The 12,628-nt window shown below is 45.0% G+C and carries 10 protein-coding genes; 1 reads left to right on the top strand and 9 read right to left on the bottom strand.

The window, feature by feature from the left end:
• The first annotated feature begins 99 nt into the window (after positions 1–99).
• Complete coding sequence (locus R7E38_RS04520; RefSeq protein ID WP_005379948.1) at positions 100–1,380, top strand: HlyC/CorC family transporter; 1,281 nt, start codon at positions 100–102, stop codon at positions 1,378–1,380.
• A 67-nt stretch (positions 1,381–1,447) separates the two neighbouring features.
• Here the strand turns inward: R7E38_RS04520 and luxS are convergent, their stop codons facing one another.
• The 9 genes from luxS to R7E38_RS04475 all read right to left on the bottom strand — a co-directional run bounded on the left by luxS (position 1,448) and on the right by R7E38_RS04475 (position 12,000).
• Entirely contained in the window at positions 1,448–1,966 is a 519-nt protein-coding gene (gene luxS / locus R7E38_RS04515; protein ID WP_005379945.1) for an S-ribosylhomocysteine lyase, read from the bottom strand.
• A gap of 84 nt (positions 1,967–2,050) precedes the next feature.
• Complete coding sequence (locus R7E38_RS04510; protein WP_318081685.1) at positions 2,051–2,656, bottom strand: hypothetical protein; 606 nt, start codon at positions 2,654–2,656, stop codon at positions 2,051–2,053.
• 23 nt (positions 2,657–2,679) lie between these two features.
• Complete coding sequence (gene gshA / locus R7E38_RS04505; protein ID WP_182038259.1) at positions 2,680–4,248, bottom strand: glutamate--cysteine ligase; 1,569 nt, start codon at positions 4,246–4,248, stop codon at positions 2,680–2,682.
• A gap of 156 nt (positions 4,249–4,404) precedes the next feature.
• Positions 4,405–7,248, bottom strand: coding sequence for a M16 family metallopeptidase (locus R7E38_RS04500; protein ID WP_054579071.1), 2,844 nt, complete (start codon positions 7,246–7,248; stop codon positions 4,405–4,407).
• Between the two features lie 9 nt (positions 7,249–7,257).
• Positions 7,258–7,719: a YqaA family protein gene (locus R7E38_RS04495; RefSeq protein ID WP_005379938.1), complete on the bottom strand. Its 462-nt coding sequence runs from the start codon at positions 7,717–7,719 to the stop codon at positions 7,258–7,260.
• Positions 7,713–8,663: an NADP-dependent oxidoreductase gene (locus tag R7E38_RS04490; protein WP_226083671.1), complete on the bottom strand. Its 951-nt coding sequence runs from the start codon at positions 8,661–8,663 to the stop codon at positions 7,713–7,715. The genes R7E38_RS04495 and R7E38_RS04490 overlap by 7 nt, the downstream gene beginning before the upstream one ends.
• A 123-nt stretch (positions 8,664–8,786) precedes the next feature.
• The gene (locus R7E38_RS04485) at positions 8,787–9,917 is read right to left on the bottom strand and encodes a sodium ion-translocating decarboxylase subunit beta (RefSeq protein ID WP_005379935.1); all 1,131 of its coding nucleotides are present in this window, start codon (positions 9,915–9,917) and stop codon (positions 8,787–8,789) included.
• Positions 9,918–9,926: 9 nt separating this feature from the next.
• Positions 9,927–11,711, bottom strand: coding sequence for a sodium-extruding oxaloacetate decarboxylase subunit alpha (gene oadA / locus R7E38_RS04480; protein WP_225474072.1), 1,785 nt, complete (start codon positions 11,709–11,711; stop codon positions 9,927–9,929).
• Between the two features lie 31 nt (positions 11,712–11,742).
• On the bottom strand, positions 11,743–12,000 hold the full coding sequence (locus R7E38_RS04475) for an oxaloacetate decarboxylase subunit gamma (protein ID WP_005379932.1): 258 nt from the start codon (positions 11,998–12,000) through the stop codon (positions 11,743–11,745).
• Between the last annotated feature and the right edge of the window lie 628 nt (positions 12,001–12,628).

Here is a 12,628-nt window from a genome sequence, read left to right as displayed (position 1 = left end):
TATTTTAGGCTAGATAAAATACAGTACGCCTTAACTCTTTGACTTAACGGACTTACTCAACCGTTATATAACCCAATACTTACAAGGAACAGCAACGTTTTGGACGACATCTCTACGGGTATCTTGTTTGCGCTACTCGCGTGTCTTATCGTCATATCAGGTTACTTTTCCGGTTCAGAAACAGGGATGATGTCTCTGAATCGTTATCGCTTAAAACACTTAGCCAAAAACGGGCATAAGGGTGCTAAGCGAGTCGAAAGACTATTAGACCGTCCAGATCGTTTGATTGGTCTTATTCTTATCGGCAACAACCTCGTTAATATTCTCGCGTCCGCGATCGCGACCATTATTGGTATGCGTTTGTATGGTGATTTAGGTGTCGCTATCGCAACCGGTGCACTAACTATGGTTGTATTGGTTTTTGCCGAGGTTACCCCTAAAACAATTGCAGCGCTTTACCCTGAACGTGTGTCCTACGCGAGCAGTATATTATTGACCATACTGATGAAGTTACTGTCGCCTTTAGTGATGCTTGTTAACTTTATTACGAATGGCTTTATCCGCTTACTTGGTGTAAGAGCGGATCACTCAGCAGAAGATCATCTTAGCTCCGATGAGCTGCGTACGGTGGTAAATGAAGCTGGCGGTTTGATCCCTCGCCGACACCAAGACATGCTAGTGTCTATTTTAGATCTTGAGCACGTCACCGTGAACGACATTATGGTCCCACGCAATGAAATTACCGGTATTGATATTAACGACGACTGGAAATCCATTGTTCGCCAGCTAACACACTCACCACATGGACGCATAGTTTTCTATCGTGACCAAATTGATGAAGTGGTTGGCATGCTGCGCTTGCGTGAAGCTTATCGTCTGATGTTGGAAAAGAACGAATTCAACAAAGAAACGCTATTACGTGCTGCTGATGAGGTCTATTACATCCCAGAAGGCACACCACTGAACGTGCAAATGTTGAAATTCCAACGCAACAAGCAACGTATCGGTCTGATCGTGGATGAGTACGGTGATATCATCGGTCTAATCACTCTTGAAGATATTCTGGAAGAGATCATTGGTGAGTTCACGACGTCAATTTCTCCAAGCCTCTCTGATGAAATCAGTCCTCAAGGTGACGGAAGCTTTCTTATTGAAGGCAGCACCAATATTCGAGATATTAACAAAGGCCTGAAATGGGATTTACCAACGGATGGCCCAAGAACGTTAAACGGTCTTATTTTGGAGCACCTGGAAGATATTCCAGAGAGCCATTTAAGCGTGAGAGTAGCGGGTCACCCAATGGAACTTGTTGAGATTGAAGAGAACCGAATCAAGCTCGTTCGTGTTTATCCGAAGAAGAAAAAATCGACATCCAAATAACCAAAAGAAAAGCCTGACTCATGTCAGGCTTTTTACTTATTGGGGCAATATGCTTCTTAATGAGCACCTAGTCGATGCGCAACTCTTTTAACATCGACTCAGGCAAAGCAAGTTCATCATTTTTGTTCACCGAAACACCAGCATCCAAAATGTTCTTTGCGATCTGTTGTGCTTCTTTTAAAGAGTGCATTGCTGCCGTGCCGCATTGGTATTCGTTAAGTTCAGGGATCTTATTCTGACTTTCTACCTTCAGCACATCTTCCATTGCTGCAATCCAAGCATCTGCGACTTGCTGCTCTGATGGTGTGCCAATCAGGCTCATGTAAAAACCTGTGCGGCAACCCATAGGCGAAATATCGATGATCTCAACAGAATCATCGTTTAGGTGATTACGCATAAAGCCTGCATAAAGGTGCTCTAGGGTGTGAATACCTTTTTCAGAAAGAATGTCTTTGTTTGGCGCAGTAAAGCGTAAGTCGAAAACAGTAATCGTATCCCCTTTTGGGGTCTGCATGGTTTTCGCCACTCGTACAGCGGGTGCATTCATACGAGTGTGGTCCACGGTAAAACTATCGAGTAAAGGCATTACATCTCTCCTGATTGTAACTCCAGTACCTTTCGGTAATGGATAAATGTCATTCATCCCTACAGCACATGAACTGACTGTGGGCTAAAAGAACCAGCTGCTGTTGTCTTCTAATTCCTGACGACATCGCTTCAGCTGCCAGCCATAAGTTTTCGCTGTTTGTTCAACACGTCGAGCGACTTTGATTAAACTAGGCTTTCGATTATAAGTACCTCGCTTATACCCACCTCGCCCTTCATGATAAGCCAGATACTGGTTATAGGGATCCCATAATGAAATCCCTAGCTGACGCCGTGTTTCATGAGTATACCAACCGACAAACATCATAGAATCATCGAAGTTGGTACGAGAGCCACCCTGACCTGTGGCATCTTGGAAGTCTTCCCAAGCAGGGTCTTGAGCTTGAGCGTAACCATACGCACTGCTAACTCGTCCCCAAGGAATAAACCCTAGCAAATAATCTTTAGGTGGTTTTGCATCGTGCCGAAAGCTGCTTTCTTGTTTAATGATGGCCATAGCGACATGAATAGGGGTCCCCCATTCATCTTCCATATCTTTGGCATCATCGTACCAACCGGATTTCTCTCGGAATATCTCGCATAAGTTATTCTGCTGCTTTGGCGGTGCCGTAGCACAACCTGCAAGTAGCACGCTTCCAAGTACCGCTACTACTGACGACTTAATGTTCAACCGCACCAATCCTTAGTTAGTCATTACTGCTTCAGGTAAGCAAAGTAATCTTCCAAAAAATCATCAAAAGAAAGCGTGTCACTCTGCTCTGCTTGCTTTTGTTTTTCCACGGACGACGCTACTTCCGTTTCCATCGTATCTTGTGAGTAGTACTGATAACCGTGAGCTAGGTTTTCATCACGGTACTTCATACCAAGAGTACAACCAACTTTACCTAGCCCACCCAGCTCTTTCGTTAGCTCTAATAGTTGACCAGAGATCGTTAGTTCTGGGTTATCAATCCATGTCTCGAGTTGATTACACACATCTTGGTATGCACTGCCACCAGCGGTCATATCCATTTGCTGTGCTATTTGACGTAACTCGACGAAAACTCGGTGTGCCCAATCTTGTAGAGATAGACGTTCACCTTGACAACCAATTTGCAGCATTAGACCTTGTTCACGGCCAGAAACAATGACTTTATTCCAGTTATCGCGCCAACACTCTAATTCACAGTTATCCATAGGGTCTGAGTCTGACAAGGCCGCCCAGGTAAGGAAGAGATCCAAGAATCGTACTTGCTCTTCATTTAAGCCCACTGCGCTGAATGGGTTAACATCTAGAGAACGAACTTCAATGTATTCGACACCACCGCGTCGTAACGCATCTGAAGGCTTCTCACCACTTTTCGATACACGTTTTGGACGAATCGGAGCGTACAGTTCATTCTCAATTTGTAAGATATTGGAATTAAGCTGGCGGTATTCACCATCCACTTTTACCCCAATTTTCGCAAACTCTTCTGATGGGTGGCGAATCGCATCACTCAAACCATCGAGGTATTGGTCAATGCTGTTAAAACCAATTTTCAGCACACTTTGCGCACTATTGGTATAGCCAAGATCGCTCAAACGCAAAGACGTCGACTTCGGCAAATATAATGTCCCGCCAATCTTCTCGAATGGCAGATCGGTTTCACGACCTTGAATAAAAGAGCCACATAACGCTGGTGATGCACCAAAGAAGTAGGGAATCATCCAGCCAAAGCGGTAGTAATTACGGATCAACGCAAAGTACGCATCAGACTTAGCATCTTGGCGGGCTTGTTCATCTTGCTCGCCATAGAGCGCATCCCAAAATGTTTCAGGAAACGAGAAGTTAAAATGGACACCTGAAATAATTTGCATCAGGCTGCCATAGCGACGCTTTAGGCCTTCTCGGTACAGCGTTTTCATTTTCGCTGCATTCGAAGAGCCATACTGGGCTAACTGAATATCATCCTCTGAGCCCACGTAGCAAGGCATTGATAGTGGCCACATTTTCTCTTCACCCATTTTGGTTTGAGTGAAATGATGGATATCTTTCAGCTGTGCCATCAGTTCTGGAATTTCATGTGACACAGGCGTAATGAACTCTAACAATGATTCCGAAAAATCCGTTGTGATCCATTGATTTGTGAACGCAGAGCCTAACCCTTCAGGATGAGGAGTTGTAGCTAGATGTCCATCCTGACGATAGCGCAAAGTTTCTCGCTCAACACCGCGTCCAAACTGCTTAAATACTTCGGGGTTTGATGCAACTTTTTTTAGTCGCGCAGCAAAATCAGTCAAAATGAGGTTCGCTTATATTGGGAGCAGGACACTTGTTACATAACACAAGTGTAAGCTAAGTTATTGATAGTTAATGCATCTAGATAAATAACCCACGAAAAGTTGCTTATCTAGATGAATAGCGGAGAAACGTTTCTCCGCTATTAAATGTGTACTCTATCGAATGATTTCAAGCTCTTCTACGTCTTTCCCCAACTTTTCTAATTGAGGACGCAACGATTTAGCATCACCAACGACGATAATTTGATAGTCATTTGGATCAAACCATTTCTGAGCCAGCGCATTCAACGTCTGCTTATCGACTTTTTCTACGATAGCGTTTCTTTGCTGCAAGTAATCATGATCGAGGTTGTACTTAAGAATATCACTGATGAGCTCCGCTTTTTGTGTTGGCGTTTCATATTTCAGTGCATCTTTTTGACCGACCGCTTGACGCATAAATTTCATCTCTTCATCAGTAATACCTGACTGCGAGTATTCATTTAGCTCATTTTCCATCTCAATGATCGAAGCAACCGTTGCATCCGCTCGTACTTGCGCGGTGAAAACCACCGAGCCTGTTTCTGGATTACCAGAGAAGTAGCCGTAAGCACCGTATGTGTAACCCTTGTCTTCACGTAGATTTTGGTTAATGCGGCTATTGAAGTTCCCAGCTAAGTTGAAGTTTGCCAGTTGGCTTAGGTAAAAATCGCCCGTTGCGTCGTAAGGCATACCTTGACGAACCATCATGACCACACTTTGCGGCGCTCCTGGTTTATCAACAAGATGGATCTTTTGCTCACCTAATGCAGCAATGCTTTGCGGTGCATACAATGGCGCAGCTTCATCTTGCCAGTTTTTCCAGAACGTCAGTTGCTGCTCAATTTCCTGTTTATTGATGTCACCAACAACGACGATTTGCGCACTTTGTGGCGTGTAATGCTTCGAATAGAATTCACGGACATCATCCAACGTTAATGCACTGACACCTGCTTGCGTGCCGTCTTTTGGTCGAGCAAAAACCGAATCCCCATAGAGCACCTGACGACTCGCTTGTGACGCCATCCAACTTGGATTTTGGTGCTCATATACCAGGCCTTCTAGCGCTTGCATTTTTACACGCTCGAAATCATCTTGATTAAATGCAGGAGACAGCAACATCTCTTCGACAATTTTTAACGTCGGCTCTAAGTTCTTTTCTAGAGCAGAAACACTGATGTTTGTTGTATAACCTGTGGCATTAACAGAGATAACACTACCTAGTTTATCAAGCTCAGCTTGAATCTCTTCGACACTGCGTTTCGTTGTACCTTCTTGCAACATCGCAGCGGTCAATTGGGCAAGACCTTCTTTACCCTTTTCAACAAAACGTGTCCCTGCAGGTAAACTAAATTGCATCATCACCGTCGGCGTTTCATCGCTAACTGCACCAAGCAGCTCTGAGCCATTCTTGAAATGTAACTCGTACAGCTCTGGCATCGTCGCTTTCACTGGTTCTCCTACTGGCGGTTGCACTGAGCGATCGAAGTTATCGGTCGCACGACGATACGCCAATTGGTCATCGGAAATCTTCTCATATTCTGGCAGCGTACGCTTTGGTGTCACAAAGGTCGCAGGTTTTACGACAAGGTCTGTTTTTCCTTTTGGGACCACGCTTAGGGTCACTTTGTTCTTACCTTGGATAAAGTCCGTATACGCTTTTTCTACCGAAGTCGGCGTAACTGCACGGATTTGTTCAAGCTGTTGCTCAAGACGATCAGGATCGCCGAAAAATGTCTCGTTGGAAGCCAACTGAGTCACTTTACCTTTAACGCTTTCTAGCGCAAAAATAGCATCCGCTTCCGCTTTACCCTTCAACTGCTCAAGGCGATCTTTTGTCACGCCTTTTTCCGCAAACTGATTCAGTGATTGTAAAAGCTCGTCGTACAGTTTTGATAGGTCGCCTTTGTCTCCAGAATCACCCATTGCGTAAACGTAAAAGTTACACGCCAGTTCAGCACAATCATGGAATGAACCAGCATCGACCGCTTTTTGAGTCTTCACTAGGTCTTGATAGAGCACGCTGTTGGTACCGCCACCCAATACTTCTGATAATGTATCGAGAGACGCTTGGCTTTCTTCGCCATTGTAGGTTGTTGGCCACGCGATCATCACCATAGGTTGTTGAATACGATCTTCTAGAGTGATGTATTTATCTTCTTGCAGTTTTGCAGGTTGTTTCGGCGCATTTTCAACCTCAGGACCACGAGGAATCGAACCGAAGTACTTATTTACCCACTCTAGAGTTTGTTCAACGTCTAAGTCACCACCGATCGTGATAGTCGCATTGTTTGGGCCATACCAACGCAAGAAAAACGCTTTGAGGTCGTTCACATCAACACGATCAAGATCTTCAACATAACCAATGGTTTGCCACGAATACGGATGACCTTCAGGATATAGCGCTTCGGACATGCGCTCCCAAATTAAGCCATAAGGACGATTATCGTAACGCTGAGCTCGCTCATTTTTTACAGTCGAACGCTGAATTTCAAATTTGCGTTGAGAAACCGCATCCAACAAAAAGCCCATACGGTCAGACTCTAACCACAGCATTTTCTCGAGCTGGTTAGCAGGGACAGTTTCAAAGTAGTTAGTACGATCGCGGTTTGTAGTACCATTTAATGTGCCGCCAGCCTCCGTGATGATTTTGAAGTGCTCTTGGTCACCAACGTTCTCTGAACCTTGGAACATCATGTGCTCAAAGAAATGCGCAAAACCAGACTTACCCACTTCTTCACGAGCCGAACCAACATGGTAAGTCACATCCACATGGACCAATGGGTCAGAATCTTCAGGAGCTAAGATCACCGTTAAACCATTATCGAGTTTATACTTTTGGTATGGAATCTTAACTTTGCCTTCTTCAGCTTTCGATGACTCAACGAAAGTTACCCCTTTCGGCAGTGATGAAACTGGCGTATTTGATGCACAGCCCGTGATCACCAACAGTGAACACGCGCCAACCCAAAACATCTTCATGTACTTTCCTTAAAATAATCCGAGATAGATGGCCGCAAGTAAGCTATACCTAGCAGCCTTTCCTAAAAATATTAAAATCACGCAAGGCAGAAACTTCATTCTTAGCCACCCTGCGGCTAAACACAGCGGGTCTCCTATTACAGGTAACCAGCTAAAAAATAACCCCCAATAGCCATACTTAGAGAGCCACTTTAATGCGGTATGACCGTGCTTTTCCTCTTGTGCTTTGTTGGGAATCCACAAGCCAAGCCAATAATTTGTTAAGCCACCAAGCGTATTACCGATAGTAGCGACCATAACAATTGAAGAAACGGAGTATTGATTTAATGAGAGAGTGGCAACTAAGCCCGCTTCAGAACCACCAGGCAACAACGTGGCACTGAGAAAACCGGTCATGAAAAGCACCCATAATGCTGAATCTGAAAACCAAAGCGCTAAACTTTCAAAACTCGTGTTAAATGCTTCTAGCATGTCATATCAAGCAACACCTTGCCTCTGGTTCTTCCTGATTCGACCTGCTGGTGAGCACCAATGACATCACTCATAGGATAAACCTGTTGAATTTCAGTCTTCAGTAAGCCAACGCCGACCATGTACAACAAGGTATCTAACTGCGCAGGGTCTGGTTCAACCAACATGCCACTAGCCTCAAAGCCTAGGAGTTTGGCTTTTTCACAAATCAGCTCAGCAGTTATGGTTGGAACGGTGATGACTCTCGCATTATCTTTCAGGCATTTAAGCGCATCTAACGCAGCATCTCCGCCTACTAAATCAATCAAAACATCAACATCTTCAACACGTTCTGACACTGGTGCAAATTGATAGTTCACTGCATGAGCACCGAGCGTCGCAAGGTAATCTAAATTTCGTTCACTGCAGGTTGTAAAGACTTCCGCTTTCGTCGCGATCGCAATTTGTACCGCGAGGTGTCCAACACCACCGGCTCCAGCGAGGATAAGTACGCGATCGTTTTCCGTCACATTAGCCTTACTGAGAGCTTGTGCCGCAGTTTGTCCCGCCAACGGTAATGCAGCAGCTGCCTCTAAAGTGACAGAGCTAGGAACATGACTTAACTCAGTTTCTGGAACACATATGTATTGACTGTAACCACCGCCTCGAACTGGGAAACCAATAAATCCAGCCACCTCATCACCTTCATTAAAACGTGATGCCCCCTCTCCACAAGACATCACTTTTCCTGAGATGTCGTAACCTGGCACCCAAGGTAAATTATCCTTATTCTGCGCTGCTGCCCAACTGAGCCCAGCTCGAGTTTTGACATCAATAGGATTTACGCCTGAAAAAGCGACTTTTACTAAGACTTCACCAGGCTGTGGTGATGGTGTAGAAGCATGTTGAATCGCGAGTACGTTGGCATCACCAAACTCAGTGATAACGATCTGTTTGTGTTCCATAAACCATTCCCTGCAAGAAAACAAAAAGGGATGCGAAAGCATCCCTTTGACTATAAACCATTTTGTTAACCTAAGTTAATCGTGATTTTGTAAATTGGTTGATCATTCCATTTTCAATAATGTCTAACCAACAAGTGCTAACAATATACCAGCCGCAACGGCTGAACCCAGCACACCAGCAACGTTTGGTCCCATCGCATGCATTAACAAAAAGTTTTGCGGGTTAGCTTGTAAACCAACTTTGTTTACGACTCGCGCGGCCATTGGTACCGCAGAAACACCAGCCGCACCAATAAGTGGGTTGATGTCTTCTTTCGAGAACTTGTTAAGCAGTTTCGCCATCAGGACGCCCGCACCAGTACCGATACTAAATGCAACTGCGCCTAACCCCAAGATACCTAACGTTTCTAGGTTCAAGAACTGCTCAGCTTGCAGCTTAGAACCAACACCAAGACCTAAAAAGATAGTCACTATGTTGATCAATTCATTTTGAGCAGTTTTCGATAAACGATCGACCACACCAGCTTCACGCATCAAGTTACCCAAACAGAACATACCAACCAATGGCGTAGCTGAAGGTAAGAACAGAATCGTCATCAGTAATACAGCAAGCGGGAAGATGACTTTCTCCCATTTACCAACATGACGAAGCTGAGCCATCTTGATTTGACGCTCTTCCTTGGTTGTCAGTGCTTTCATGATTGGTGGCTGGATGATCGGCACCAATGCCATATAGCTGTATGCCGCGACTGCAATCGCACCTAGCAGATCTGGAGAGAGCTTACTCGCTAAGAAAATCGCTGTTGGCCCATCAGCACCACCGATGATCGCGATAGACGAAGCATCTGCCATGGAGAACTCCATGCCAGGTACATAGTTGAGCAAAATAGCGCCAAACAGTGTTGCAAAAATACCAAACTGCGCAGCCGCACCTAACCACAACGTTTTTGGGTTTGCGATCAAAGCACCAAAGTCAGTCATCGCGCCCACACCCATGAAGATCAATAGCGGGAACACACCCGATTCAATCCCAATGTAGTAAACGTAGTAGAGCAAGCCACCAGGCTCAGTAAAGCCAGCATTTGGAATATTCGCCAAAATAGCACCGAAACCAATCGGCAATAACAGTAAAGGTTCAAATCCTTTTTTAATTGCCAAAAACAGCAAGGTACAACCAACCAGCATCATACAGATTTGGCCGAACTCGAAGTTAGCGATCCCTGTTTCTGCCCAAAGGGTTAACAATCCGTCCATGATACTCCCTTACGCCAGGCTCAACAGAGGCGCACCTACTGTGACAGCATCGCCTTCTTTAACGTTCAGCTCTTGAACCACACCACCACGCGCCGCTCGTACTTCAGTTTCCATTTTCATCGCTTCAAGGATGAGCAATACATCGCCTTCAGCTACCTCAGCACCAGGCTGAACATTCACTTTGAAGATGTTACCTGCAAGAGGAGCAGGCACCGCTTCAGCTGAAGCATTAGAAGGTGTGCTAGGTGTAGCCGATTTTGCCGGTGCATTAGAAGGAGCAACAGATGTCAGTTCACCTTTAGGACCAACTTCCACCTCATACACCTGCCCGTCAACACGTACACTATAAGTTTCTACACCGCCAGTTGCTGGTTGAGCCGCAGGTACAGCAGGCTTTGCAGCTTCTAGCGTTGGTGCAGGCTCAAATGCTTCTGGGTTTTCACGATTCTTAAGGAACTTAAGCCCAACTTGAGGGAAAAGTGCATAAGTGAGTACGTCATCAACACGCTCACTTGCTAGCTTAATGCCTTCTGATTTCGCTTTCTCCATCAGATCAACCGTAAGCGTCTCCATTTCAGGCTCAAGTAAATCGGCAGGACGACAGGTAATTGGCTCTTTACCATCAAGCACTTTCGCTTGCAGTTCTGCATTTAACTCGGCTGGCGCTTGACCGTACTCACCTTTCAATAGACCAGCGGTTTCCTTGGTAATACTCTTATAGCGCTCGCCAGTAAGAACGTTAATCACCGCTTGCGTACCGACGATCTGTGAAGTTGGAGTCACCAATGGAATGAAACCAAGATCTTCACGTACACGAGGGATCTCTTCTAATACTTCATCAATGCGATCCGCAGCGCCCTGCTCTTTCAACTGGCCTTCCATATTGGTCAGCATACCACCAGGCACTTGAGCAATCAGGATGCGTGAATCGACTCCTTTTAACTGGCCTTCCCACTTCGCATACTTCTTACGTACCTCACGGAAATATGCGGCGATAGGTTCCAGTTGCTCGAGTTTCAAATTGGTATCTCGCTCGGTGCCTTCTAGCATAGCGACTACCGTTTCAGTCGGTGTATGACCGTAAGTACAACTCATTGAAGAAATCGCAGTATCGAGAATATCAATACCGGCTTCTACTGCTTTTACCGCTGTTGCTGTAGACAGCCCCGTTGTGGCATGACAATGAAGTGCCAATGGCACATCACAAGACGCTTTGATACGCGTGATAAGCTCTTCCGCTTCATAAGGCTTAAGTAAGCCAGACATATCTTTAATACACAGCGAGTGACAACCTAAATCCTCTAGGCGTTTTGCCAAGTCAACCCAAGTGTCTGCGTTATGCACTGGGCTCGTTGTGTAAGACAACGTACCTTGAGCATGCGCACCAACATCAACCGTTGCTTTAACGGCTTTCTGGAAGTTTCGCACGTCATTCATTGCATCAAAAATACGGAATACATCCATGCCGTTAGCATGCGCGCGTTCAACAAACTTCTCTACTACGTCGTCGGCATAATGGCGGTATCCTAAAAGGTTTTGACCACGCAGTAGCATTTGCATTGGTGTATTAGGCATCGCTTTTTTTAGTTCACGTAAACGCTCCCAAGGGTCTTCCCCTAAGAATCGAATACAAGAATCAAATGTTGCACCCCCCCAAGTCTCTAGAGACCAGTAACCAACCTTATCCAACTCAGCTGCGATAGGCAGCATATCCTCAATACGCATACGCGTAGCAAATAGTGATTGATGGGCATCACGAAGGACCACATCAGTAATAGCTAGTGGTTTAGACATGCTCTTAAACTCCTTTTTAATCCTAGTTCGGCTACTTCGCGAATGAGGCGCGATGTTTATGAATCGCAGCCGAGATCGCCGCCACTACTTGTGGACTAACAGCTGAAGAGGTTGATTGAATATTAGTGTTTGTTTTTGGTGCTGCGATCGGCTCTGGTACTTCTTCTGGTACCAATTTCGACATTAACCGAACGAGATAAACAAGAATAGTGAGGAAAATAAATACGACCGCCATCCCCGTTAGCATCAGGGTGGCCGCATCTACTAGCAGGCTTCCTATATTAGTCATGTTGCTTCCTTTCTTTGTCATCCTGACAACGTGCAGGACTTTAATAGTGTCAAATCCCGACCCATGGATTATCTCGATTGGTTAAATTTTGTCAATTTTGTTTAAGGAAGGTTTGTAGTAATCCTGATAAATGATTATTTATTCACTACCCAGATCACAGTTCATGACAAAATAATCACTTCAAATCGCTATCACCTTACGAACAGAGTAAAGGAGGACATAAATAAAAACTGCGATTTAGATTTCAAAATCAAATCGGGACTCACGCAGTAAAAACCAACAAAAACAAAAAGATGAACAAGATTAACAATAAATAAACAAATAACAAACAAAGTGACTACATGAGAGTGATTGAAATGAAAAATGGAAGTCAGTGTATAGGAGGGATAATCAGGATGATTTCACACGATGCGACAGAAGCTTGATAGCAAATTGCTTAGATACGCACATATTCGCTTTTAAAAAAGAGGAACATAGGCTCTAGTGATCCTACGCCATATTTCAGATGTCTAGATACAAAAAAGCCTCGCAATTGCGAGGCTGTTTCAATGAGTGGCGCGTCCTGGAGGATTCGAACCTCCGACCGCCTGGTTCGTAGCCAGGTACTCTATCCAGCTGAGCTAAGGAC

Source organism: Vibrio sp. Vb2131, from assembly GCF_033338535.1.
GTDB lineage: Bacteria > Pseudomonadota > Gammaproteobacteria > Enterobacterales > Vibrionaceae > Vibrio > Vibrio alginolyticus.
This window is presented reverse-complemented; position numbering and strand designations above follow the sequence as displayed.

Excerpts from the sequence above, each read along its gene's own strand:
- luxS (WP_005379945.1), bottom strand. The coding sequence starts at position 1,966 with ATGCCTTTACTCGATAGTTTTACCGTGGACCACACTCGTATGAATGCA.
- R7E38_RS04500 (WP_054579071.1), bottom strand. The coding sequence starts at position 7,248 with ATGAAGATGTTTTGGGTTGGCGCGTGTTCACTGTTGGTGATCACGGGC.
- R7E38_RS04495 (WP_005379938.1), bottom strand. The coding sequence starts at position 7,719 with ATGCTAGAAGCATTTAACACGAGTTTTGAAAGTTTAGCGCTTTGGTTT.
- R7E38_RS04490 (WP_226083671.1), bottom strand. The coding sequence starts at position 8,663 with ATGGAACACAAACAGATCGTTATCACTGAGTTTGGTGATGCCAACGTA.
- R7E38_RS04485 (WP_005379935.1), bottom strand. The coding sequence starts at position 9,917 with ATGGACGGATTGTTAACCCTTTGGGCAGAAACAGGGATCGCTAACTTC.
- oadA (WP_225474072.1), bottom strand. The coding sequence starts at position 11,711 with ATGTCTAAACCACTAGCTATTACTGATGTGGTCCTTCGTGATGCCCAT.
- R7E38_RS04475 (WP_005379932.1), bottom strand. The coding sequence starts at position 12,000 with ATGACTAATATAGGAAGCCTGCTAGTAGATGCGGCCACCCTGATGCTA.